At 72.5% G+C, this 23,330-nt stretch carries 18 protein-coding genes and 1 pseudogene; 9 read left to right on the forward strand and 10 right to left on the reverse strand.

Going from position 1 to position 23,330, the window contains the following annotated elements; all coding sequences use genetic code 11:
• The first annotated feature begins 268 nt into the window (after positions 1-268).
• On the forward strand, positions 269-736 hold the full coding sequence (locus tag ACZ4TV_RS02840) for a CBS domain-containing protein (RefSeq protein ID WP_468129986.1): 468 nt from the start codon (positions 269-271) through the stop codon (positions 734-736).
• Positions 733-2,031: an ArsB/NhaD family transporter gene (locus ACZ4TV_RS02845; RefSeq protein ID WP_468129988.1), complete on the forward strand. Its 1,299-nt coding sequence runs from the start codon at positions 733-735 to the stop codon at positions 2,029-2,031. Before ACZ4TV_RS02840 ends, ACZ4TV_RS02845 begins: the two co-directional genes overlap by 4 nt.
• On the opposite strand, the gene ACZ4TV_RS02850 is transcribed toward ACZ4TV_RS02845, so the two are convergent.
• Genes ACZ4TV_RS02850 through ACZ4TV_RS02860 form a run of 3 tightly spaced genes read right to left on the reverse strand, consistent with a single transcriptional unit; the run spans position 2,024 to position 6,053 of the window.
• A complete protein-coding gene (locus ACZ4TV_RS02850) occupies positions 2,024-3,223 on the reverse strand; it encodes an NAD(P)/FAD-dependent oxidoreductase (protein ID WP_468129990.1) in 1,200 nt (399 codons plus the stop codon). The two genes, ACZ4TV_RS02845 and ACZ4TV_RS02850, sit on opposite strands and share 8 nt — an antisense overlap.
• Positions 3,220-4,620 carry an FAD-dependent oxidoreductase gene (locus tag ACZ4TV_RS02855; protein ID WP_468129992.1) on the reverse strand — a complete coding sequence of 467 codons (1,401 nt, stop codon included), beginning with the start codon at positions 4,618-4,620 and terminating at the stop codon, positions 3,220-3,222. Before ACZ4TV_RS02855 ends, ACZ4TV_RS02850 begins: the two co-directional genes overlap by 4 nt.
• Positions 4,617-6,053: an FGGY family carbohydrate kinase gene (locus ACZ4TV_RS02860; protein ID WP_468129994.1), complete on the reverse strand. Its 1,437-nt coding sequence runs from the start codon at positions 6,051-6,053 to the stop codon at positions 4,617-4,619. Before ACZ4TV_RS02860 ends, ACZ4TV_RS02855 begins: the two co-directional genes overlap by 4 nt.
• Positions 6,054-6,344: 291 nt before the next feature.
• Here ACZ4TV_RS02860 and ACZ4TV_RS02865 point away from each other — a divergent pair, with 291 nt between their 5' ends.
• From ACZ4TV_RS02865 to ACZ4TV_RS02875, 3 genes are all read left to right on the forward strand, one after another.
• Entirely contained in the window at positions 6,345-7,325 is a 981-nt protein-coding gene (locus tag ACZ4TV_RS02865; RefSeq protein ID WP_468129996.1) for a hypothetical protein, read from the forward strand.
• Between the two features lie 108 nt (positions 7,326-7,433).
• The gene (locus ACZ4TV_RS02870; RefSeq protein ID WP_468129998.1) at positions 7,434-8,966 is read left to right on the forward strand and encodes an amino acid permease; all 1,533 of its coding nucleotides are present in this window, start codon (positions 7,434-7,436) and stop codon (positions 8,964-8,966) included.
• A gap of 230 nt (positions 8,967-9,196) precedes the next feature.
• The gene (locus ACZ4TV_RS02875) at positions 9,197-9,619 is read left to right on the forward strand and encodes a cupredoxin domain-containing protein (RefSeq protein ID WP_468130000.1); all 423 of its coding nucleotides are present in this window, start codon (positions 9,197-9,199) and stop codon (positions 9,617-9,619) included.
• Positions 9,620-9,718: 99 nt separating this feature from the next.
• Here the strand turns inward: ACZ4TV_RS02875 and ACZ4TV_RS02880 are convergent.
• The 3 genes and pseudogenes from ACZ4TV_RS02880 to ACZ4TV_RS02890 form a co-directional block, all read right to left on the reverse strand.
• Positions 9,719-10,757, reverse strand: a pseudogene (locus tag ACZ4TV_RS02880) (ArsO family NAD(P)H-dependent flavin-containing monooxygenase).
• Positions 10,754-11,539, reverse strand: coding sequence for an aquaporin (locus tag ACZ4TV_RS02885; protein ID WP_468130002.1), 786 nt, complete (start codon positions 11,537-11,539; stop codon positions 10,754-10,756). Before ACZ4TV_RS02885 ends, ACZ4TV_RS02880 begins: the two are co-directional and overlap by 4 nt.
• An 86-nt stretch (positions 11,540-11,625) precedes the next feature.
• The gene (locus tag ACZ4TV_RS02890; RefSeq protein ID WP_468130004.1) at positions 11,626-11,940 is read right to left on the reverse strand and encodes an ArsR/SmtB family transcription factor; all 315 of its coding nucleotides are present in this window, start codon (positions 11,938-11,940) and stop codon (positions 11,626-11,628) included.
• A 71-nt stretch (positions 11,941-12,011) separates the two neighbouring features.
• Here ACZ4TV_RS02890 and ACZ4TV_RS02895 point away from each other — a divergent pair, with 71 nt between their 5' ends.
• Positions 12,012-12,452: an arsenate reductase ArsC gene (locus ACZ4TV_RS02895; protein ID WP_468130006.1), complete on the forward strand. Its 441-nt coding sequence runs from the start codon at positions 12,012-12,014 to the stop codon at positions 12,450-12,452.
• Positions 12,453-12,600: 148 nt separating this feature from the next.
• Positions 12,601-14,676: a SpoIIE family protein phosphatase gene (locus ACZ4TV_RS02900; protein WP_468130008.1), complete on the forward strand. Its 2,076-nt coding sequence runs from the start codon at positions 12,601-12,603 to the stop codon at positions 14,674-14,676.
• Between the two features lie 18 nt (positions 14,677-14,694).
• Here ACZ4TV_RS02900 and ACZ4TV_RS02905 read toward each other — a convergent pair whose 3' ends face one another.
• A complete protein-coding gene (locus tag ACZ4TV_RS02905; RefSeq protein WP_468130010.1) occupies positions 14,695-16,239 on the reverse strand; it encodes a M28 family peptidase in 1,545 nt (514 codons plus the stop codon).
• 527 nt (positions 16,240-16,766) lie between these two features.
• Here ACZ4TV_RS02905 and ACZ4TV_RS02910 point away from each other — a divergent pair.
• On the forward strand, positions 16,767-17,555 hold the full coding sequence (locus ACZ4TV_RS02910) for an AfsR/SARP family transcriptional regulator (protein ID WP_468130012.1): 789 nt from the start codon (positions 16,767-16,769) through the stop codon (positions 17,553-17,555).
• Between the two features lie 63 nt (positions 17,556-17,618).
• Here ACZ4TV_RS02910 and ACZ4TV_RS02915 read toward each other — a convergent pair whose 3' ends face one another.
• Genes ACZ4TV_RS02915 through ACZ4TV_RS02925 form a run of 3 tightly spaced genes read right to left on the reverse strand, consistent with a single transcriptional unit; the run spans position 17,619 to position 21,630 of the window.
• Positions 17,619-18,224, reverse strand: a complete 606-nt coding sequence (locus tag ACZ4TV_RS02915; protein ID WP_468130014.1) for a flavin reductase family protein — start codon at positions 18,222-18,224, stop codon at positions 17,619-17,621.
• 8 nt (positions 18,225-18,232) lie between these two features.
• Positions 18,233-20,365, reverse strand: a complete 2,133-nt coding sequence (locus ACZ4TV_RS02920) for a tetratricopeptide repeat protein (protein ID WP_468130016.1) — start codon at positions 20,363-20,365, stop codon at positions 18,233-18,235.
• Positions 20,366-20,403: 38 nt separating this feature from the next.
• Complete coding sequence (locus ACZ4TV_RS02925; protein WP_468130018.1) at positions 20,404-21,630, reverse strand: hypothetical protein; 1,227 nt, start codon at positions 21,628-21,630, stop codon at positions 20,404-20,406.
• 449 nt (positions 21,631-22,079) lie between these two features.
• On the opposite strand from ACZ4TV_RS02925, the gene ACZ4TV_RS02930 reads away from it, so the two are divergent.
• Complete coding sequence (locus ACZ4TV_RS02930) at positions 22,080-23,096, forward strand: NAD(P)H-dependent flavin oxidoreductase (RefSeq protein WP_468130020.1); 1,017 nt, start codon at positions 22,080-22,082, stop codon at positions 23,094-23,096.
• Positions 23,097-23,330: the final 234 nt, after the last annotated feature.

Here is a 23,330-nt window from a genome sequence, read left to right on the forward strand (position 1 = left end):
GAAACGCCCTGCCCGTCGAAACGATCGCACCGCCGACGCGTGAATGCGCCGGGCGCGACCGTGGGCGTGTCATGCGCCTCATGCGCGTCACCCGATGTCCTGCACTATCCGGCCCGTCCGACTGCCGTCGGAGAACCGTCGACGCGGCGTCAGAGACGTGTAAAGTCCGCCGTCGTGTGCCGGGAAGCCTGGTCGGCGAACAAGGGCGAGCCCCTTTCGCCCACTCCCCTTCCCGCCCCGAGCGGCGCCCTCGACCAGGAGAAGCACCATGTCCGCACGTGATCTCGCCGAGCCCTACCCGCACGTGACCACCGACGACGACGCCGTGGACGCGGTACGCCTGCTGGCCGAGCGGAATCTGCCCGCGCTGCTGGTCCTGGACACCGACGGTACTCCGTACGCGGCCGTCCCCGGCTCGCAGTTGGTGCGACAGTTCGTACCCGAGTACGTGATGCAGGACCCGCTGCTCGCCGGGGTCATCGACGAACGGCACGCCGAAGCGATGGCCGAGGACATCGTGGGCAAGACGGTCGCCGAGTGGCTGCCCGCCCGTACGTTCAGGCCGCCCTACGTCGGTCCGGACGCGGGCACGATGGAGATCGCCGCCGCCATGGCCCGTACCCACGTCCCCCTCGTCGCGGTCGTCGACCGCGACGGCGCCCACGGCCGCCTCCTCGGTGTGGTCACGGCGGCGTCCCTGATGCGGCACCTGCTGGCGGCAGGCGGGCTGGCGTGAGCGGCTGGCAGAGCTGGGCGGCGATCGCCGTCTTCGCCGGTGTCTACGTCCTGATCATCACCGAGTGGATCCACCGTGTCGCCGCGGCCCTGGGCGGCGCGGCCCTGATGCTGGCCATCGGCGCCACCGACGACACGTCTGCCTTCTTCTCCCACGAGACCGGCATCGACTGGAACGTCATCTTCCTGCTGCTCGGTATGATGGTGATCGTCGGCGTCCTGAAGCGCACCGGCCTCTTCGAATACCTGGCGATCTGGTCCGTCAAGAAGTCCAAGGCCCGGCCCTTCCGGGTGATGACCATGCTGATCGTCATCACGGGCGTGGCCTCGGCCCTGCTGGACAACGTCACCACCGTGCTGCTGATCGCCCCGGTCACCCTGCTGGTGTGCGACCGGCTGAAGCTGCCGGCGACGCCGTTCCTGCTCGCCGAGGTGTTCGCTTCGAACATCGGCGGCACCGCCACCCTCGTCGGCGACCCGCCCAACATCATCATCGCCAGCCGGGCCGGTCTCACCTTCAACGACTTCCTCGTCCATCTCGCCCCGCTCTGCGCGGTCCTGATGGTCGTCCTGGTCCTGCTGTGCCGGGTGATGTTCGCCCCGTACTTCCTCTACGACGAGAAGCGCGCCGCCGAGGTCATGGAGCTGCGCGAACGCGAGGCCATCAAGGACCCCCGGCTGCTGGCCCAGGGACTGGGCGTCCTCGCTCTCGTCGTCGCCGGATTCGTCCTGCACACCGTGCTGCACTACGCGCCCAGCGTCGTCGCCCTCCTCGGCGCCGGTCTCCTCATCGCGATCTCCAAGGTCGAGACCGGTGAGGTCCTCGGCGAGGTCGAATGGCCCACGCTCGCCTTCTTCGCCGGCCTGTTCGTCATGGTCGGCGCCCTCATCAACATGGGCGTCATCGGCGAACTCGCCGCCTCCCTCGCGAAGGCCGTCGCGGGCGCCGAGCTGGGCGGCACCATGCTGATGCTCGGCGGCTCCGCCGTCCTGTCCGGCATCGTCGACAACATCCCCTACGTCGCGACCATGGCCCCCGTCACCCACGAGCTCGTCACCGATCTGGGCGGCGGCCCCGACCACGTCATGTGGTGGGCCCTCGCCCTCGGCGCCGACCTCGGGGGCAACGCCACCGCCATCGGCGCCTCCGCCAACGTCGTCGTCCTCGGCATCGCCGAACGCAACCGCCGCCCCATCACCTTCTGGCAGTTCACCCGATACGGCCTCGTCGTCACCGCCGTCACCGTCGCCCTCGCCGCCCTCTACCTCTGGCTGCGCTACTTCGCGCTCACCTGAGGTCCACCACGACCGGACCGCCCGCCCGGTCGACCCGGGACGTCCACCCCGGCGGCAGCCGCAGCGACCGGGACGGGGACACCGGGCCCACGAACCGCCGCCGCCACAGCGGCCGGCCGTCCTGGCACACCGTCACCAGCGGGCCGGTCAACGACTCCCCGGACCGCAGCAGCAGCGGCCGCCCGGCGATGCCCGTGATCCGGTTCGGCGTCACCCACACGAGCGGGGCCCGGACCTCCAGCGGCGGGCCGGTCTCCGGCCAGGGGGCGCCCGCCAGTCGGGCCAGCACCGGGGCCGCCGCGGCGGCCCCCTCCGCGGCCGCGGTGGCCGCCCGTTCGATGCCGTGGAGGACGTTGCCGACCGCGAAGACGCCCGGCGTCGGTGTACGGAACGACGCGTCCACGCAGGGGCCCCGGGTGCCGGGGTCCAGGGGGACGCCGCCGCGGCGGGCCAGCTCGTGATCGGGGATCCAGTCGCCGGTGAAGACCACCGTGTCGCAGGCAAGGACCCCCGACCGGCCGTCCCGATGGCGGACGACCACGCCCGACAGCCGGCCCCGGCCGCGCAGTTCGGCCACCGTCGTCGCCGTGAGCAGCGGGACCCCCGGCACGGCGGCGGCGCGCGGGCGTTCCGTGACCACCGCCACCACGTCCGTACCCGCGCGCCGCAGCGTGCGCACCGCGTGGCGGGCCACCGGCTCGGAGCCCACCACCACGGCCCGCCGGCCGACGGGCAGGCCGTACCGGTGGACCGACTGCAGCAGCTCCCCGGTGGTCAGCACGCCCTGCGGGCGGGAGCCCGGAACCAGCCGCGCGCTGCGGGGGCGCTCCCGGGCGCCCGTGGCGAGGACCACGGCCCGGGCCGTGATCCGCTCCAGGCCCGCCGGGCTCGTGGTCTCCAGGGACAGCGGGCCGGCCCAGCCGGTGGCGGTGACGCCGGTGCGTACCGCGGCCCCGGCGGCGACCGCCGCCTGCGCCGACCGCAGCGCGTACTCGTGGCCCCGGAGCCAGGGGCGCGGCGGCCGGCCGAAGCCGCCGTGGTGGCAGTGGCGCGGCATCCCGCCCGCGTCCTGCTCGCGTTCCAGGACCTCGACCCGCCCGGCGCCCGCCTCCGCCAGCCGGGTGGCCAGGGCCAGCCCGGCGGGGCCGGCGCCGACGACCAGTACGTCGACCAGCACGTCCGTACGGTTCACCGGCGGGCCTCCTCGAACAGCGCGCGGACGGCGGCTCCGCAGTGGAAGCCCTGGCAGCGGCCGCCCCGGGCGCGCGTGCGCCGCCGCAGGCCGTCCAGCGAACCGGGCGGGACGGTCCCGGCGAGCGCGTCGCGTATCTCCCCGCGGGTCACGCGCTCGCAGTGGCAGACGATCCGGCCGTACTCCGGGTCCGCCGCGATCATCGCCGCGTCGCGGTACGGCCGGGGGAACGCCTCGCCGAGGTTCGCCATCCGCACCGGCTCCAGCTCCCGTGCGCCGGCCACCGGCAGACCGCCGTCGGCGAGCAGCTCCACCACGTGGGCGGCGATCGCCATCGAGGCGGTCAGACCCGTGGAGCGGATCCCGCCCACCGTCACGTACCGCTGCGCGGGATGCGCCCGGATCGCGTAGTCCTCCTGGCCGGTGGCCGCCCGCAGCCCGGCGTACACGGCGGTGACCTCCTCGTCCAGGAGCGCCGGCAGGATCCGCCGGCCCTTCTCCCGCAGCAGCGCGAGCCCTTCGGCGGTCGACCCCGTGGCCGTCTTGTCGTCCAGGTTCTCGGCGGTCGGCCCGAGCATCACGTTCCCGTACACGGTCGGCGTCACCAGCACTCCCTTGCCCCGCGCGTCCGGCACCGGCAGCAGGACGTGGCGTACGAGACCGCGGGCGAGTTCGTCGAAGACGATCAGCTGGCCGCGCCGGGGCGTCACGGTGAAGTCGGCGTGGCCGAGGAGCCGGTCGATCTCGTCGGCGTACAGGCCCGCCGCATTGACCAGGTGCCGGGTGCGCAGCGGGCCCCGGCCGGTGGCCAGCGTGTGCGGTTCGCCCGGAGCGACCGAGCGCACCGGGCAGTTGAGGTGCAGGTGGACACCGGCGCGCACGGCCTGCGTCGCGTACGCGAGGGTGGTCGTCCAGGGGCAGATGATCGACTCGTCCGGCACGTGGAGCGCCCCCAGTACGCCGGGCCCGAGCTCGGGCTCGCGGGCCCGCGCTTCCCCGGCCGGGAGGATCCGCGCCGCCCGGTACCCGTTGCGGACCGCCTTCTCGGCGAGCGCCGGCAGCGCGGCGAGCTGCTGTTCGTCCCAGGCCACGAGCAGGGCCCCGAGCGGTTCCAGCGGGATGCCGCTGTCGGCGGCGTACGAGCCGAGCAGCCGCTGCCCCTCCCGGACGAGCCGGGACTCCAGAGAGCCAGGCACGGCGTCGAAACCGGTGTGCAGGATGGCGGTGTTGGCCTTGGAGGTGCCGTTGCCGACGTCGTCGGACGCGTCGACCAGGGCGATCCGCAGGGGCAGCCGGGCCAGTTCGCGGGCGATGGCCGAGCCCACCACGCCCGCGCCGACCACGGTCACGTCGTACGCGTCGCCGCCGGGCAGCGGGCCGCTGGTGGTGACGGTCATGCCGGGCCGTCGAGCAGGGCCGACACCGCCGTCCGGAACCGTGCGCGGCGCTCCGCCGCCTGCCCGGAGCCGGCCCTCGGCTCGTAGACGGCGGACGGCTTCCACTCCGGGACGGCCTCGTGCACGGTGAGCGAGGGGTCGAGCCCCAGCCGGGCGACCGCCCCGACGCCCAGCGCGGTGGCGTCCGGCAGCGCCGACACCTCGACGGGGATCTGCAGCAGATCGGCCTGTGCCTGCATGAGCAGCGCGGACCGGGTCAGCCCGCCGTCGACGCGCAGGGCGGACAGCGGTGCGCCCAGATCGGCGGCGACCGCGTCCGCGAGCTCCGCCACCTGCGCGGCCATGCCGTCGCACAGCGCGCGCACGAGGTGCCCGGCGGTCGTGTCGAGGCCGAGGCCGATGATCGAACCCCGCAGGTCGCCCCGCCACCACGGGGCGGCGAGTCCGGCGAGCGCGGGGACGAAGGTGACGCCGCCGGCGTCCGGGGCGGTCCCTCCCACGGCGTCGATGTCCTGCGCGCCGGAGATCACGCCGAGGTCGGTGAGCCAGCGCACGGCGGAGGCGGCCGTGTAGACCTGCCCGTCCAGGCAGTAGCTGGTCTGCCCGCCGAGCCGCCAGGCGACACAGCCGACCAGTCCGGAGGTGCTGCGGCGGGGGTGCGGGCCGGTCTGTGCGAGGAGGAACGCCCCGGTGCCGTAGGTGCACTTGGCGGTGCCGGGCTCGGTGACGCGCTGTGCGAGCAGCGCGGCCTGCTGGTCGACGAGCAGCCCCGTCAGCGGCAGCGGGGGCCCGAACGCGGTGGTGGATGCGACGTGGGTGTCCGCGTCGACGATGTCCGGCAGCCGCTCGCCGGTGAGGCCGAAGGCGTCGAGTGCCGCCGGCGACCAGTCGACGGTGTCGAGATCGAGCAGCTGGGTGCGGCCCGCGGTCGCCGCATCGGTGACGAAGGCTCCGGTGAGCCGGTGCACCAGCCACACGTCGCTGGTCGTCACGACTCCCTGCCGGGTCAGGCTGCGGCGTATCCAGGCCATCTTCGGCGCGGCGAAATACGGGTCGAGCGGCAGTCCCGTCCGCTCCCGCAACGACTCGGCGTGCGGGGCCAGTTCCGTGCACAGCTGCTCGGCGCGGCGGTCCTGCCAGACGATCGCGTCGGTCAGCGGCTCGCCGCTGGCCGGGTCCCAGGCCAGTACGGTCTCGCCCTGGTTGGCCAGGCCCACCGCCGCCACCGGCTCGCCGGCCGCCGCGAGGGCGGCGCGCCCCGCGTCGACGACCGAGTCCAGCAGCTCGCGGGGGTCGACCTCCACGCGGCCGCCCGGCAGGTACCGGGGCCGCACGGGGGCGGAGGCGGAGCCGATGACCCCGCGTACGGGACAGATGACGAGGGCCTTGGTTCCCGACGTGCCCTGGTCCACAGCGAGCACCGGGCCCGTCATCACCACTCCGTCCCTGCTGTCGACATGCGTGATCGTCGCTCGGAAGCCTTCACCAGCGGACGTCGCCCGTCAAGATCCGCCCGGCCGGGCGGCGATCGACCTGACGTGAATTCATCTCTCTTAAGTGGCTTGTTAGTTGCATGAGAAAAGATCCATGACACGAATGCTCACACTCGCTCTATAGTGATCGCCGATCACCAGGCGGCGCGAAGGCCATGCGATGCGAGGACCGATGACCACGACCACCGCAAGACGCGCCCGTCCCGGCCACCCGTCGACCGGGACGAGGTGATGGCGGCCAGCGATTTCCGGCCCGTCTACCACCCCGCCGGCCACGACAACGAGCTGCGTGTCGCCGTGCAGGACCTGCGCACCGGCCGCTGGCTGTCGATGGCGCACCTACTCGACCGGACGGACGGCTGGGGGCTGTGGACCCAGCGCACCCAGGTGCTCGCCGCGGTCGCCGCCGGATCGGACGTGGTCCAAGCCTGGCGGGCCGAGGAGCCGCGCAGCGTCGCCGCGTCCGTCATGCACACCCGTGTCGTCGTCGAACGGGCCGTCCGCGCCCACCGTGCACGCCACCCCCGCACGCGCGAGCTGTGGCAGGAGGCGTGGGCGGCCTGCCGGGACGCCGCCGAGCTCAGCCCGGCCGACCCCGTGCCCTGGGTCTGCCTGCTCGCCCTCGCCCTCCTCGACGAACACCGCTCCATGGACGAGCACCGGCTCCCGCCGCCCGGCCTGATGCTGCCCCCCGGCCCCTGGGGCATTCTGGCGCAGGCCGACAAGCGCGACCCGCACAACCGCGAGGCGTACCACCGGATGCTCCAGTTCGTGTGCGCGGGTACGCCCGGGCCGCTCACCGAGGCGGCCAACTTCGTGCACTGGGCGGCCGGTTCGGCTCCGCCCGGGTCCGCCGTCCACGTCCTGCCGCTCTATCTGAGCATCGAGCGCTACCGCCGCGAGCGCGGCCAGGAGAAGGCGCTCGACCTCCACTGGACCGCCGAGGACGCCGTGCGCGATGCCGGTCACGCCCTGGACACCTGGTTCCGGTACGCCGACCTGCGCCGCGCCTCCCCGCTCGATCTGAACCACCTCGCCCATGCCCTGTGGGGCGCCCACCGGTTCGGCGAGGCTGCCCAGGTCTTCGACGCGATCGACCGGTACTGGACCACCCTGCCGTGGGCCCACCGGACCCGCGACCCGGCCGACCAGGAACTGGCCGCGGAGGTCTTCCTGCGGGCCCGCTCCCGCAGCCTGGCCGGCCGGGGCTGACCTCCGCTCCCCCGCGGACCCACGGCCCCACCGGCCGTACGCCCCACCCCCGCTCCCCACCCCCGCTCCCCGTCCCCGCGCTTCACGAACCCCCGGAGGTACCTCCCCATGTCCCGAACCGCGCCGACCGTCCGCCAGGACAGCAAGGCCCCGCCCCGGCAGGACGACGAGGAACGGCTCAGGGAGCTCGGCTACCAGCCCGTCCTCGCCCGCCGGATGGGCGGCTTCGGCAACTTCGCCATCAGCTTCTCGGTCATATCCGTCCTGTCCGGCTGCATGACCCTGTACGGCTTCGGCCTGGGCACCGGCGGTCCGGCCGTGATGCTGTGGGGCTGGGCCGGCGTCGGCCTCTTCGTGCTCTGCGTGGGCCTCGCCCTCGCCGAGGTGACCAGCGCCTACCCCACCTCCGGGGCGCTCTACTACATGGCCGACCGGCTCGGCGGACGCCGCTGGGGCTGGTACACGGGCTGGCTGAACCTGCTCGGTCTGCTCGGCGCCATCGCCGGGATCGACTACGGCGCCGCCCTGTTCACCGGTGCCTTCCTCAACCTCCAGTTCGGCGTCGTGCCCACCCCCGGCCTGACGTTCGTGATCTTCCTGTGCATCCTGCTGCTGCACGCCGCGCTCAACCTCTTCGGCGTCCGCCTCGTCAGCGTGCTCAATTCCGTCAGCGTCTGGTGGCACCTGGGCGGGGTCGCCGTGATCGTCGGCGCGCTGGCCCTCGTCCCCGACCACCACCAGTCGCCCTCGTTCGTCTTCACCGAGTTCGTCAACGACACCGGCTGGGCCAACCCGTTCTACGTGGCGGCCGTCGGCCTGCTGCTCGCCCAATACACCTTCTCCGGGTACGACGCCTCCGCGCACCTCTCGGAGGAGACCTCCAACGCCTCCGTCTCCGCCGCCAGGGGCATCGTCCGCGCCATCTGGGTCTCCTGGATCGCCGGGTTCGCGCTGCTCGCGGGCCTCACCTTCGCCATCCAGGACTACGCGGCCGTCCAGGACAGCAAAACCGGTGTCCCGCCGGCCCAGATCTTCCTCGACGCCCTGGGCTCCGGCGGCGCCACCGCCCTGCTCCTCGTCGTCATCGTCGCGCAGCTCTTCTGCGGCAACGCCGAGGTCGCCGCCGCGAGCCGGATGGTCTTCGCCTTCAGCCGCGACAACGCGCTGCCCGGCTCCTCCCTGTGGCGCAAGGTCAGCAGCCGTACGCAGACACCGGTCCCGGCCGTATGGCTCTCGGTCGCCGTCGCCGGCGTGCTGGCGCTGCCGTCGCTCTACTCCCCCACCGCGTACGGGGCCGTGACCGCCATCAACGTCATCGGCATCACACCGGCCTACGCCATCCCGATCTACCTGCGCCTGCGCGCCGGAAACCGCTTCCAGCCCGGCCCGTGGAGCCTCGGCCGCTGGAGCAAGCCGATCGGGTGGATCGCCGTCGTCTGGGTGGCCGTCGTCACCGTCCTGTTCTGCCTGCCGCAGAAGTCGCCGGTCACCATCGACTCCATGAACTACGCGGTGATCGCCCTGGCGGTGGTCCTGATCCTGGCCAGCGGATGGTGGTACGCCGCCCGGCGGTCGTACGGGACCCCGTCGGCGTACGGGAACGCCCGCGAACAGGCCGAGATAGCCGAGGGCATCGTCTGAGCGCCCCGCGCGCGCCCCGGCCGCCGCCCGTCCCCGCATGGACCCGGAAATGATCAGGGGGTCGTTTCGGACCGCTCCGGAACGGCCCCTGATCCGCCCCGCGCCCACGACGACGAACGCGGTACGCCCTCCGGTGGCTGTATGAGGCGAATGGCGGAACCGGACAGGCGGCCTGACCGCCGACGAGCGAGCCTGGCCTGGCCGTACACACCCGTCCGAAGGGCTGACCCATGCTGATCGCTCACTCCGGCCGAAACACCGGCCGAAACACCGGCCGAACCGTCGCCTCGACCCTCGGGGCCCTGTGCCTGCTGCTCACGCTCTCCGCCTGTACGGAGTCCTCCAGTGGCACGGCCGCGCCGCCGGCCGGCACGCCGTCCTATGGGACCACGGCCGCCGCGACACGCATCACCATCCGGGGATTCAAGTTCGTCCCACAAGAGCTGAAGGTCCGCCCCGGAGAAAAGATCACCGTCGTCAACGAGGACTCGGCCCCGCACACCGTCACGGCGACGGATGCCGGCAAGGCGTTCGACACCGGTGACATCGCCGCAGGCAAGTCCGCGACCTTCACGGCTCCCGACAAGCCCGGCAGCTACGCCTTCATCTGCTCGATCCACCCGCGCATGAAGGGCACGCTCACCGTCGCCTGACGCGGGGAACGGACACAGGTCCCCCGTCGGAGCGCCTCGCCGACACACACGGGCCCGGGCGCCGGCCCGGGCCCGCCGCGCGGAGAGCGGGTCGATGCCTCAGCGCAGGCGGTGGGCGATCTCGCGGACGGCTTCGCGGGCGGTGCGGCCGACGCCGACCAGGGTCGCGGAGGCGGGGCCCGTCCAGTCGCCGTAGCCGAGCAGGTGGATCCGTGGGTCCGCGACGGCGCGCGTGGCCTCGGTGGGAATGCGGCCGCCCTCGGTGCGCAGGCCCAGCGGAGACAGGTGCGACAGGGCGGGGCGGAAGCCGGTGCACCAGATGATCGCGTCGCAGGGCCAGACGCCGCCGTCGGCCCAGCGTGCTCCGGTCGGCCGTCAGGCTGTCGAACATCCGGTGGTCCGGGATGAGGCCGGCGTCCCGGGCGGCGCGTACGGGCGGGACGACGACGATGTCGCCGAGGTCGCGGATGCGGGGACCGCCGGACTGGACGCGCCGGGTGGCCAGTTCGAAGAGGGCGCTGCCGTCGATCTCGTCCGGGAGGTAGCGGGCCGGGCGCCGGGTGACCCAGCGGACGGTGGCGTGCGGGGCGAGGTCTGCGGCGATCTGGGCGCCTGAGTTGCCGCCACCCACCACGATGACGCGCTGTCCCGCGTAGTCCCAGGGGCTGCGGTAGTCCACCGTGTGGTGCTGGCTGCCCCGGAAGTCCGGCTGGCCGGAGACGACGGGCAGTAAGGGGCGCCACCAGGTGCCGGTCGCGCTGATCACGGCGCGGGCCGTGAGGTCACCGGAGTCCGTTTCGACGTGCAGGAGGGGGCCCTGGTCACGGACGGCCTCGACGCGGACGCCACGCTGGATGGGGAGTTCGTACCGCTTCTCGTAGTCGCAGAGGTACTCCAGCACGTGGGAGACGTCCGGGAACGCCTTTCCCGCCTGCGGTGGCATGAGCCGGCCCGGCAGGGAGGAGTAGGCGGCCGGAGAGAACAGGTGCAGCGAGTCCCACGCGTGCTGCCAGGCCCCGCCCGCCGTGGCCTGGGCGTCGAGGACGGTGAAGTCGAGGCCCGCCCGGCGCAGGTGGTAGCCGGCGGCGAGCCCTGCTTGGCCGCCGCCGACCACCACCACGTCCGCGTGCCGGGTCATGCGGCGGGCTCGTGCTGTCCGCGCATGAAGATGACCGCGACCAGGGCCAGGCCCACGACCGCGCCGGCCAGCTGGGCGCCGACGAAGCCGGGGACTGAGGCGGGGGCGATGCCCGCGAAGGTGTCCGTGAAGGCGCGGCCGACGGTGACGGCCGGGTTGGCGAAGGACGTGGAGGAGGTGAACCAGTACGCGGCGCCGATGTACGAGGCGACCGCGACGGGTGCGAAGCGCAGCCGGTCGGTACGGGCCAGGCCGAAGATCAGCAGGATCAGTCCAGCGGTCGCCACCACCTCGCCGAGCAGCAGGTTCCCGGCCGAGCGGTCGTGCGTGGACCACTGCACCAGCGGCTCGCCGAACATCGCGTCCGCCAGGATCGCGCCCGTGATCGCACCCGCGATCTGGGAGGGCACGTACACGGCGAGCTCGCGGGCGCTGACCCCGGCGCCGCCGCGGCGGGCCGTCCACCACTCGGCCAGCGTGACGGCCGGGTTGAAGTGCGCTCCGGACACCGGGCCCAGCAGGGCGATGAGGACGCCGAGGCCGAAGACCGTGGCTGTGGAGTTGGCCAGCAGCTGAAGGCCCACGTCCTGCGTCAGCTCGGTGGCCTGGATGCCGGAGCCGACCACGACCGCCACGAGCGCGGCGGTGCCGACCAGCTCGGCGGCGGCCCGGGCGATGAGCGGGGTACGGGGCGGGGTCGCGCCGGGCGCGGGCTGGGGCGCGTCGGCGGCTATGACGGCCTCCGCGGCGACTGCGGCGGCGACGGGCTCGGTAGCGGACAAGGCGGGGACTCCTCGGGCAGGTGAGGCAAAAGAGCAACTACGGGCTACGGGCTACGGGCCACGGGCTACGGGCTACGGGCTACGGGCTACGGGCAGGACCGCTTGAGGTTCGCCTCGGCAGTGGCGCGCGCGGTCCGAGCGAGGTCGGCGAACTGACCGGCGAGCCGGGCGATGACTTCCGGACGCAGGCGGTAGTAGGTGAACCTCCCGCACGGCTCCGTGTCCACGACCCCGGCCTCGCGCAGCACCTTCAGGTGGTTGGAGAGGTTCGTCTGCTTGGCGCCCGTCTCTTCCATGAGGTGGGTGGTGCAGAGCGTCTCGTCGGCCAGGAGGGTCACGATCCGGAGCCTGAGCGGGTCGGCCAGCACCCGCATCAGATCAGTGTCGACTGACGTCATCATGTGCTGATACTGTCACATCACTCGGGGCTGATACCAACCCGGGCTGAGTCATTGGACTGAAGGAAGAGACGATGTCCTCCACCCCGCTCGCATCCGTGCTGTTCGTCTGCATCCACAACGCGGGCCGATCCCAGATGGCCGCCGGATTCCTGCGCCACCTCGCGGGCGACCGGGTCGAGGTCCGCTCCGCCGGCTCCGCGCCCGGAGACCGGATCAACCCCTCCGCCGTCGCCGCGATGGCCGAGCTGGGGATCGACATCTCGGACCAGAAGCCGAAGGTGCTGACTCCCGAGGCCGCCCGGGCATCCGACTACATCATCACCATGGGCTGCGGGGACGCCTGCCCGTACTTCCCCGGCAAGACGTACCTGGACTGGCAGCTCAAGGACCCGGCCGGACAGGGGGTGGAGGCCGTCCGCCCCATCCGTGACGAGATCAAGGGCCTGATCGAGGGCCTCATCGCGGAGATCGACGCGAAGGACGCGCAGAACGCGCGGAAGCAGGAGAGCTGACGGCACCCCACCGTCACTCTGCGTACGCGGGCGCATGACACGTCGCAGGCGCGGCCGGATCGTGCAGCCCGGGTTCAAGGGGCAGCATGGAAGAGAGCCAACCGGCGCGCGCCCTTAGCGGGCTCCGCTCAGGAGGGAGCCATCCAGGATGGGTGCCCAGGAGCCGCTCCACGAGCGGGACCGCCGGGCGGCGCCGACGCCGCCGGGAGGGTTGCTCGATCTGCTCAGCGTGGCCGCGGTCGTGCTGGACACCCGCGGCCGGATCGTGTTCTGGAGCCCGCAGGCCGATTCCGTGTTCGGCTACACCGCCGAGGAAGCCCTGGGCCAGTACGCGGCGCAGCTGCTGGTCCGCGAGGATCACCAGGACCTGGTGGTCAAGCTCTTCGCCGAGGTGATGAGCACCGGTGCGAGCTGGGCCGGCGCGTTCCCCATCCGGTACAAGGACGGCAGTACGCGCCTGGTGGAGTTCCGCAACATGCGGCTGCTGGATGACCTCGGGGACGTCTACGCGCTGGGCATCGCCGCCGACCAGAGCACGTTGGCGCGGGTGGAGACGGACCTGGCCCTGTCCGAGCGCCTGGTGTCCCAGGCGCCCATCGGCATCGCCCTGCTGGACACCGACCTGCGCTATCTGCTGGTCAATCCGGCACTGGAACGCATCAACGGCATCCCGGCCGCCGACCACATCGGCAAGCACCCCCAGGACATCCTGCCGTTCCTCGATGTGGAGACCATCGAGTCCGCGATGCGCCAGGTGCTGCTCACCGGCACCCCGCTGATCGACCAGTACACCGTCGGCCGCACCCTGGCCGACCCGGACCACGATCACGCCTGGTCGGTGTCGTACTACCGGCTCGACGGCCCCAGCGGCCGGGTCATCGGAGTCGCGAACTCCGTCGTCGACGTCAGCGAACGCCACCGGGCCACCACCGAGGCGGACCGGGCCCGGCGCCGCCTGGCCCTGATCGCCGACGCCTCCGCCCGCGTCGGCACGACCCTGGAGGTGGAACACACCGCCCAGGAATTGGTCCAGGTCGCCGTGCCCGACCTGGCCGACGTCGCGGCGGTCGATGTCCTCGACGACGTCCTGGCCTTCCGCCGCACCACGCCCTCGCGCGAGCCGGGCCCGGAGCTCTTCCGCGCCCTGGCCGTGGCCGCCGCCTATCCCACGCGTGCGGCCAGCGCCTCCTTGGGCGTCGGCGACCTCGCGGCGTACGGAGCGGACCGGCTGATCACGCGCTGCGTCCACACCGGACAGCCCATCGTCATCGCCCACGCCAGCGGCGACGATCTGGAGCACATCGCCCGAGACTCCGACGCCGCGGCCGCCTTCGCCGAGGCCGGCGTGCATTCCTACCTCGCCGTGCCGCTGATCGCCCGCAACGAGGTCCTCGGCGCCCTGGACCTGCTGCGCGCCCGCAACCCGCTCCCCTTCGACGAAGACGACGAAATCCTGGCCGTGGAGCTTGCCGCCCGGGCTGCCGTCGCCATCGACAACGCCCGCTGGCACCAGAGCGTCCGCAACACCGCCGAAACCCTCCAGCGCAGCCTCCTGCCCGGCCATCCGCCACCCCTCGCGGGCCTGGAGGTCGCCTCCCTCTACCAGCCCGCCCAGGCATCCACAGAGATCGGAGGCGACTGGTACGACGTCATCCCGCTGGAGGGCGACAAGACGGCACTGGTGGTGGGCGACGTCATGGGCAACGGCATCGACGCCGCTGCCACCATGGGCCGCCTGCGCACCGCCACCTGCGCCTTCGCCGACCTCGACCTCGACCCGGACCAGGTACTCCAGCACCTCGACAAGATCACGCGCGGCCTGGAGCACTACATCGCCACCTGCATCTACGCCGTCTACGACCCCCGCGCCCGCCGGTGCCGCATCGCCAACGCCGGACACCTCCCGCCCGTCCTCGCCCCCGACGGCCGCCACCCCCGGCTGCTCGACCTGCCCACCGGCGCACCCCTCGGCGTCGGCGGCGTCCCCTTCCACACCACCGCCTTCGATCTGAGCCCGGGCGACCGGCTCGTCCTCTACACCGACGGCCTCGTCGAAACCCGCCACCACCCCATCGATGAACGCCTCGACACCCTGCTCGACACCCTCGACGGACCGCGCCGGCCTCTGGACGACACCTGCCAGTGGCTCCTGAACTCCTTGCGACACCCCGACGACCACGACGACGTCGCGATCCTCATCGCGCAGGCCACGGCCCCGCGTTGACCGGGATGATGTGACCTCTTATTCGGTCAGGTGCTTGTAGCCGTCACGCGGGCCGCCGCCGCTGCCCGAGCTGCGGTCCGTCAGGACGGATGCCGCCGGCTGGGTGAGCGGGCCGAGGTCGTACGCGTAGTGGCCGACCGCGTCGGCGATGACGTCGATGTTGATGTCGAGCGCCCGCATGTTGATGTGGGTGATGTCGTCGTCGGCCGTGTGGTGGTTCACGTCGTACGCGACCCCCGCCTGCCCGCCGAACCTGGCGGCCTGGGCCTCGGTCTTGATGCCCTCGGCGCCGGTGAAGGTGCCGCCGGACGGGATCCCGGCCGCGATGAACGGCGCGTAGTCCGAGAGGCCGGTGAAGTCGGTGCCCTCGTGCGGGATGCCCTTCGAGTCGAGGAAGTCCGTGATGCCCTTCTCCAGCTGGGCGGAGCCCTCGGGGCCGGGGCCGGCTCCGACGCCGTCCGAGTCGTCGCCGTCGTAGAGGAAGTAGGCGGCGTTCGGGGAGCCGATCGTGTCGAAGTTCAGGTAGAGCCTGATCTGCCTCTTCTGCTCTTCCGTCAGTGAGGCGAGGTACGCCTGCGAGCCCAGCACGCCGAACTCCTCGGCCGACCACCAGGCGAACTTGACCTTGTTCCTGACCTTGTCCTGGGACTTGGCCAGCTTGACCGCGACCTGGAGGATGCCGGCCGAGCCGGAGCCGTTGTCGTTGATGCCCGGGCCGTCGTGGAGCGAGTCCAGGTGGGAGCCGAGGAACACGGTGCCGGCCGCGTCGCCGCCGCGGGTCTCCGCCACCACGTTGAAGGTCTTGCGGTTCTCGCGCAGCTCGTGGATGTCGAGCGTCACCGTCACCGGGCCCGCGGCGGCCAGCGCCTCGCCGTCCTCCTGGCTGATGCCGCCGGTGGGGATCCTCGCGAGGGCCGCGTCGCCGATGGTGCCGTTGATCTTGCCCGTGGTGTTGTTGTAGACGACGGCGCCGAGCGCGCCCGCCGCGTGGGCATGGGCCTGTTTGGCCGCGAAGCTGCAGCCGCCGCGCTTGATCAGGGCGATCTTGCCGGTGAAGGCGCCCGCGGCGAAGTCGGTGGGCTCGCAGCCGTGGGTGTTGTCGGCGTCCACGGGGGCGACGGCCACGTCCGCGGTTATACCGCCCTCGGGGCCGTTGGCGGTGTAGGCCATCAGCTGGAGCGTGATGTCGCGCGGCGTGGGCGAGAGCACGGTGAGGGTCTCGGCGAGATCGTCGGTGTAGACGAAGTCGAACTCCTGGCGGGAGACCTTGTAGCCGGCGGCCTGGAGCACCCCTTGCACGTAGGCGGCCGACTGCTCGTGGCCCTTGGAACTGGCCACCCGCGTGCTGCCGTTGTAGTCGGCTATCGCCTGGAAGGTCCTCAGGTGGCGTAAGGCGTCCTTGGCCGTGGACTCCCTGACGAGTTCCCTGGCCAGTGCGTCGCCCCGATCGGCCCGGCTCGGATCGTCGGCTTCCGCGGTGGCCGGCCCGGCGAGGAGCAGGGGGGAAACGAGAGCGGCGGCGGCCAGGGTGGCGGTCGCCGCCGCGATACGACGTGCGGACATGGAGGCCTCTCACGGCAGGTCGATGGATCGATCGACAGGTGAGGATCGATCGACAGTGAGGAAGAACGTGCTCAGCGGGAGGAGATCGAGGCACGCTAACCCTGTGGCGGCCCGCTGCCAAGGAGAAGGCTCGACCTGGCTCAGGCGCCGGGATATTTGGCCGAGTTTGATCGGGAGCGACGGGAGAGGCCCCCTACCGATGCATAACTCACCTATTCTGCTGGGAAGTTGGCCTGTTCGAGCCCATGACACGCTCGCTTGATCCCGTATCCATGACAGGAGCGCCGGTGAGTCCCACCGCGTGCCGACCGACAGGACAGCGCGCCCGAGGGCGCCGGTAGCGCGGGGGTGGCAGATCAGTGCTGGTCAGAACGGCAAGATCCTCGGCGGACCCACTCTTAAGCGGCTGTCTGGGGCCCGGTCCCGGCCTGTCGGCCGCGCCCGGCGGGGACCCGGAAGTTGAACCATGGGCGACGGACAGGCCGACGTACCGGATCCTGGGGCCCCTGGAAGTCCACCGGGCGGGAGTGCCCTGCACGCCCACCTCTCTCAAGCGGCGCGCCCTGCTCACGCTGCTGCTGCTCCACGCCAACCGGCGCTTCCCGATCTGCACGCTGATCGGCGAGCTCTGGGACGGCCGGCCGCCCCAGTCGGCCGTGGCGGCCGTACAGATGTACGTGTCGGGGCTGCGGCGCGTCCTGGACCCCGAGCACAGCCGCGACGGCGGCGACGCGCGTCGGCACCCGCTGCTGCTCACCTCCGGCAACGGCTATCTGCTGCGCGTGGGGCCGGGCGAGCTGGATCTCGACCGGTTCCGCGCCTTGGCCGGGCTCGGCCGGGACCTGCGGGCCGCGGGAGACTGCGCCTCCGCGGCAAAGGCGTTTCATCAAGCCCTGGCCCTCTGGCGGGGCACCCCTCCCGGAGACCTCGGAGGGGCGTGCCTTCCCGAGCACTACACGGTGCGGCTGGAAGAAGAACGACTGGCCCTGGTGCACGACCGGATCGGCGCCGACATCTGCAGCGGGAGGGCGCGCGAGGTCGTCGGCGAACTCGAGGAACTCTGCGCACGCCACCCACTGCGCGAGGACTTCCACGAACAGTTGATGATCGCCCTGGCCACGGCGGGGCGCCGCGCCGAGGCGCTGAACGCCTATGCCCGCGCCCGGCGCACCATGGTGGAGAACACCGGCATCGAACCGGGCCCGGGCCTGCGCACGGCGCAGCAGGCGCTGCTGAGCGGGGCCCGGCCGGAGAACGCCAGGCACGACGGCTGTCGCCCCACGGGTGCGCTCCGGCCGACCGCGCAGGGCGGCTGACGGCCGGCCCGGACCGGTGCCCGGGCCGCCGGCCCGGGCACGTCTGGTCAGCGGGCACTCTGGTCAGCGGGCAGGGGGCAGGCCGCGCGCGGCTTCGCCGAGACGCCAGTCGAGGCGCCGGCGGAAGTACACCAGGGGCTCGCCCTCCGCCACCGAGCAGTCGACCACCTCGCCCACCACGATCACGTGATCGCCGTGCGGGAGCAGCACGCCCGCACGGCATTTCGCGTAGACCGGGACGCCGGCCAGCCGGGGAACCGGCCCGTCCCACTCCCAGGGCACGCCGGCGAACTTGTCCTCGGAACTGCCCGCGAAGGTCTGGGCCAGGGCGGAGTGGGTGCGTGCCAGCAGGTGGACGCCGAAGAACGAACCCGGCCGGGCGGCCAGCTCGCGGCAGGTCCGCGAACTGCGGGCAAGCACCACCAGAACCGACGGCGGGGCCGCACTGTAGGAGCAGACGGACGACACGAGCAGCCCACAGGGCCGCCCGTCGCCCCGCCGGGCGGAGACGACCGCCACCCCGGACACCAGCCGTGACATCGCCTCGGTGAACCCGCCCGCCGGACCGGCCTGGTCCTGGCCCTGGTCCTGTTCGCGTTCCTGCTGCTCCCGCTGCTTCCGCTCCTGCTGCTCCCGCTGCTCCCGCTGCACCTGCTGTCGTAGGTCCATCCGGCCTCCTACACGTGAGCGCGTTCGGCCGCGCGCAGGCAGGTCTCCCTACGGCTCCGCGCCTCGGAGTCGTCGGTGACGGCCAGGACCGCGTCGAAGTCGGCCACGGCCTGCGCGAAGCTGCCCGCCGCTTCGTGCACCACGCCCCGGTTGAACCGGAACTCGGGCCGGCCTTCGAGTTCCACCGCGCGGTCGAAGTCGGCCAGCGCCCCGGCCAGGTCGCCCTCCAGGTAGGCGAGTTCGGCCTTGATCGCCCATGCCTCGGCCAACTGGGGATCGAGGCGCAGTGCCTCGGCCAGGGACTCGCGCGCCTCGGCCGTCCGGCCGTCCTCGCCCCAGAGTCGTCCCCGCAGACAGAGCAGGTGCGGGTGGTGCGGGTCGAGCCGCAGGCCGGCCGTCACGTCGTCCAGCGCGGCCTTGTCGTCCCCCCGGTCGGCCAGCAGCCCCGCACGCGCGAGCAGGGCCTCCAGATGGCCGGGCTCCAGTTCCAGGGTTCGGTCGAAGTCGGCCAGCGCTCCTTCGGTGTCGCCGAGTTCCAGCCGTGCCTCGCCGCGGTTGTAGTGCGCCTCGGGGAAGGGCGGCTCCAGGGCCAGTGCCCTCTCGTAGTCCGCGACGGCCTCCTCGATGCGGCCCAGCCTGCGCAGCATGCTGCCACGGTTGAAATAGTGGTCCGCGAAGTCGCTGTCCGCGTCGATGATCGAGGCGTAGTCGGCGAGCGCGTCCTCCAGCCGGCCGCTCATGCCGTTCACCTGCGCCCGGTTGTAGCGCAGGCCCACGCGGTGCCAGGTCCGTTCGCCGATGCCCAGTTCGCGGTCCAGCCTCTCTATTCCCTCGTCGAGCAGCCGCAACGCCTCGTCGGGCCGTCCGGCCCTGACCTCCACCAGGGCGAGTCCGTTGCGGTTGAACACCGAGTAGAAGGCACGCTCCTTGGGATCGGGCAGCAGGTCCGAGATCACGATGGCCTGGTTGACCCAGGCCCTGGCCCGCCGGTCGTCGCGCAACTCGGGCGGGAAATGGCGGGCGTAGAGCATGCCCGTCTCATAGGCGAGGCTCATGTGGTGCTTGGGCGCCGCGGTCGCCGCCCGGGCCTCCTCCTGCACCGCGGCCGACTCCTCCGGCCGCCCCGCGGCGGCCAGGCACACGCCCGTCTCCCGGGTGAAGGGCCACCACAGTTCGGGACGCGTGCCGGGACCCGCCCGGTGGCGGCCCTCCTCGCCCATCTCGGCCGCGGCGTGGTAGAAGCCGAAGTACTTGCAGCGGGCCTGGGCCCACCTCAGGGCGTCGAGTCCGGCGCCGTCGTGATCGCTGCCCCGCAGCAGGTGGTACGGCAGGGCGCCCAGCTTCAGGGAGGGTTCCTCCTCCGCCCGGGAGGCCAGTGCCTTCGCCCTGCGGTCGTGCAGGGCGGTGCGCTCGTCGTCGCTGATCGCCCGGTAGGCGGCGGTCAGCGCGGGGTCATCGTCGACGCAGTCCCCCTCCACGTACCGGGTGGCCGCCTCGAACAGGGTCTCCGCCCCGCCTTCCGCGCCGTCCGGCCCGGGGCCGGGTGCGGTGGCCGGGCGGTGGATACGGGTGGTTCGCGTCGCGAGTTCCGAGGGGAGGGAGACCGAGACCATTCCGGGCGGGTCGGCGAGGTCGTCCGTGTCGGTGGCGACCACGATGGTGAGCAGCTGGGCGGGGATGCGCCGCAGGGCGGCGGCGAGGAATTCACGGTCGGTGACGTCGGCGTGGTGAACGTTCTCCACCACGAGCGTGCGCGGACCGTCCCCGGGCTCGGCCAGTGCGGCCAGCAGGAAGTCCACGAGGCCGTGCGCGACCCGCAGCGAATGCAGCCGGGCCGGATACCTGGTCGCCTCCCCCGGCGCCTGGGCGTTCTGCTCCAGGGCCCTCACCTTCGGCGGCACCAGGGGCAACAGCTCCGGTGTGCTTTCCTGGAGTTCGATGTAGTGGCGGGCGGCCAGCTCCGGCTGCCGGCGCAGCGCCTGCGGGGCCACCTGCCGCAGCAGCGCGCCCGCCGCGGTGTAGGGACCCCGCAGGCGCCGGTGTGCGTCCACCACCGTGAGCGGGGAAGGCAGTCCGAGGCCGGCCCGCAGCCGGTCGCGCTCGCGGCGCCGGGGAGCCGATATCCAGTAGTGGCCGGTCATGAACCTGCCTTTCGCAGGGGGCCGACGGGGGTCACCCGTCAGTCGATGACGTGGTGGGTCCTGGACCGTCGGGCGCGCAGGCGTTCCCTGGCGGCGATCCAGATGGTGAGGGCGATCTGGGCGAAGGTCAGGAGGAGGAAGGCCGAGGAATCCAGGAGCTCGGTCCAGCTCGACCGCTGCCCGGCGCCGAAGCGGTCGATCGCACCGGAGACCATCGATACGAGGACCGGGGCGAGCGCCAGCACGAAGGTGCCGAGGCTGACGGTGTAGCCGGCCACGATCAGCCAGGAGTACCAGCGTGCCGCCCGGCGGTCCACCGGGTGCCACTGGGACTCGTCCGCCATCCGGTCGGTCCGCCCGCACCACCGCAGGAACCGATTGCGCAGCAGGCGGACGGACGTGGTGTGCAGGTCCACGCACCCGAGCACGGTGGTGATCAGCACGTAGACGTCGGTGCGCAGGTAGAGGAAGAACTGCCACAGCAGGCGCAGCAGGGCGGCGAACGCCAGCCCGAGGCACACCCTGCTGGTGAGCGTTTCGGCCCCGCCGGGGCCGCGGGAGGCGTCTGCCACCGTGATGAGCAGGCCGAGGAGGACGCAGTCGGCCACCATTCCGGCCACGATCGGCAGATAGCGCTTTCTGCGCTCGACGGCGACCAGGCCGTCCAGTGCCGTCTCGACCACCAGGAAGTAGAAGCGGTACGACAGCCGGGTCCGTGAGCGGACGCCGAGACGCCGGGCCGCCAGGGCGTGGAACGCCTCGTGGACGGCGATGAGGGGGACGGCGGCCACCAGCAGCACCAGGCTGACCACGGCGTAGTAGTCGCTGAACAGCAGGTCCTCGGCGGTCGGTACGAGGTCTGGCGACAGGATCATGCGGAACAGCGCCCACGCCACGACGAGGGCGTAGCAGACCCAGGCGAGCGGCGAGAACAGCGCCCGGCCGAGCCTCTGCCAGCGCACCGGCTCCGCCGCCGCCGCCGACTCGTCGCCGGCCTCTCGGACGAATCCCAGCTCGCGCAGGGCTCCGATGATGTCCTCGACGTCGACCTGCTCGCCGTACTCGGCGGCGTACCAGTCGAAGGCCTGCGCCGGTGTGGCCCCTTCCGCCAGGCGGCGCACCAGGTGGGCCCCGTCGGGCGGGAAGATCGCGTAGGAGTCCGTGTCGGGCCGCCCGATGGTGACTTCGTCGCCGTCCTCCAGATAGACCAGCGGATGGAACGGCAGCGGCGTATCGGCGTTGCTGCGGATGCCGTGCTCCGGCATGGGGCTCTCCCTCGGCTTCCGGTCCGGGCCCGGCACGGGCGGGTCACCACCCGCCTCCCGGGAGGCGCCGTCGTACCGGGAAGACAGCCTGAGTCGCCTCGGACTGTCACCGGCACGACGGCGCCGTGGCCCTGGCCTGCTAGTGGCCAGGACTCATCTGATCCGGGATCAGTTGGGGTTCGTGTACACGCTGCAAGCCGAGGACGTCAGGCGGACCGGACCGGCCTTGCGCACCTGGATCTTCTTCATCAGGACACCTCCTTCACACCAGTGGGTGATGCGGACGTGTTCATCCTGTCGAGGGCCGCCATCATTTCTCCAAAAGTCCGCCAAACGTCTTCACGAGGCGTCCACACCGCATGCGCCGCACGCCTGCCGGCTCCCGCCCGGTTCCTTCGCGAGGCCGGGGGCGGCGACGTACGGAATGATGGAACCGAGGAGCCCGTGCCATGGCCGCCCGCCGCAGGACTGCCGCGAGCCTGCTGGAGGTTCTGATGCTGACCACGCCCGTATGCCGACTTCTCGGTATCGATGCCCCGATCATCTGCGCGGCCTTCGGCCCCTGGGACGAGGTCGATCTCGCAGCCGCGGTGTGCCGTGCAGGCGGAATGGGCAGTCTGGGCACTGCCGTGCGGCCCCTGCCGGAGCTGAAGGAGCAGTGGGCCCGGCTGCGGCGGCTGACCGACCGGCCGTTCGCGATCAATCACACGAGCCGCCCACTCGACGAGGAAGCGTTCCAGGCCACGATCGAAGAGCGGCCGGCAGCGATCTCCTTCCACCTGGCGGTGCCGCCGGACCTGATCGCCCGAGCTCACGATGCCGGCATCCTCTGGATCCAGCAGGTCTCCAGCCGCGGTCAGGCCGACGATGCGCTCCGGGCCGGAACCGATGTGATCGTCGCCCAAGGCGGCGAGGCCGGTGGACACGGCGGGGACGTCGCCACGATGGTGATGGTCCCCGACGTCGTCGACATGGCGGGCGAGGTACCCGTCCTCGCGGCCGGCGGGATCGCCGACGGCCGCGGGCTGGCCGCGGCGCTGGCACTGGGCGCGCAGGGTGTGCTGATGGGGACACGCTTCCTCGCATCGGACGAGATGAAGGTGTCGCAGGCGTGGAAGAACCGGATCATCGAGTCCGCGGCCACGGACACGGTGAAGGTCGTGGGCAGCGAGCGGATCCTGCCGCCGTTCAACCGCCCCGGCAGTGCCGGGGTGCCGCGCTGCCTGCGAACTCCGCTGGTGGACGCCCTGCGCGAGGACCCCGAGCAGGTGGACCCCGCGGAGACCGTGCCCCGTGTGATGGCCGCGATCCACGCCGGAGGCGGGGAGGAGTACCTCCCCTTCACCGGCCAGTCGACCGCCCTCGTACACGAGGTCCTGCCCGCCGGCGAGATCGTCCGCCGGACGGTGAGGGAAGCCGAGGCGGCGCTGGCGGCGGCAGCCCACGCCGTCGACCCTGGGCCGTGACCGCGCTCAGCGGGCCGGTGGCCCAAGGAGGAGGTCCTCTCCGTCCTCGGGGTCCGGCGGGCGCGGGCGGGTCAGCGCGCCCCGTTGATCCGGTCGGCGCGGGGCCGGGTCCGGCCTCGGCCTCGGCCTCGGCCTCGCTCCACGCAGCGCGCCGGACCGTCTCCCCCAGCTCCTCCGGATCGGCGGCCGCGTCGCGGGGCCCGTCTGGCAGCCACCGCCGCGCAACGAATGGTT

This window comes from Streptomyces sp. NPDC028910 (genome assembly GCF_055564955.1).

Excerpts from the sequence above, each read along its gene's own strand:
- ACZ4TV_RS02905 (WP_468130010.1), bottom strand. The coding sequence starts at position 16,239 with ATGTCCGCACGTCGTATCGCGGCGGCGACCGCCACCCTGGCCGCCGCC.
- ACZ4TV_RS02920 (WP_468130016.1), bottom strand. The coding sequence starts at position 20,365 with ATGACCGGCCACTACTGGATATCGGCTCCCCGGCGCCGCGAGCGCGAC.
- ACZ4TV_RS02890 (WP_468130004.1), bottom strand. The coding sequence starts at position 11,940 with ATGATGACGTCAGTCGACACTGATCTGATGCGGGTGCTGGCCGACCCG.
- ACZ4TV_RS02875 (WP_468130000.1), top strand. The coding sequence starts at position 9,197 with ATGCTGATCGCTCACTCCGGCCGAAACACCGGCCGAAACACCGGCCGA.
- ACZ4TV_RS02865 (WP_468129996.1), top strand. The coding sequence starts at position 6,345 with ATGGCGGCCAGCGATTTCCGGCCCGTCTACCACCCCGCCGGCCACGAC.
- ACZ4TV_RS02895 (WP_468130006.1), top strand. The coding sequence starts at position 12,012 with ATGTCCTCCACCCCGCTCGCATCCGTGCTGTTCGTCTGCATCCACAAC.
- ACZ4TV_RS02870 (WP_468129998.1), top strand. The coding sequence starts at position 7,434 with ATGTCCCGAACCGCGCCGACCGTCCGCCAGGACAGCAAGGCCCCGCCC.
- ACZ4TV_RS02915 (WP_468130014.1), bottom strand. The coding sequence starts at position 18,224 with ATGGACCTACGACAGCAGGTGCAGCGGGAGCAGCGGGAGCAGCAGGAG.
- ACZ4TV_RS02840 (WP_468129986.1), top strand. The coding sequence starts at position 269 with ATGTCCGCACGTGATCTCGCCGAGCCCTACCCGCACGTGACCACCGAC.
- ACZ4TV_RS02900 (WP_468130008.1), top strand. The coding sequence starts at position 12,601 with ATGGGTGCCCAGGAGCCGCTCCACGAGCGGGACCGCCGGGCGGCGCCG.
- ACZ4TV_RS02925 (WP_468130018.1), bottom strand. The coding sequence starts at position 21,630 with ATGCCGGAGCACGGCATCCGCAGCAACGCCGATACGCCGCTGCCGTTC.
- ACZ4TV_RS02930 (WP_468130020.1), top strand. The coding sequence starts at position 22,080 with ATGGCCGCCCGCCGCAGGACTGCCGCGAGCCTGCTGGAGGTTCTGATG.
- ACZ4TV_RS02860 (WP_468129994.1), bottom strand. The coding sequence starts at position 6,053 with ATGACGGGCCCGGTGCTCGCTGTGGACCAGGGCACGTCGGGAACCAAG.
- ACZ4TV_RS02855 (WP_468129992.1), bottom strand. The coding sequence starts at position 4,620 with ATGACCGTCACCACCAGCGGCCCGCTGCCCGGCGGCGACGCGTACGAC.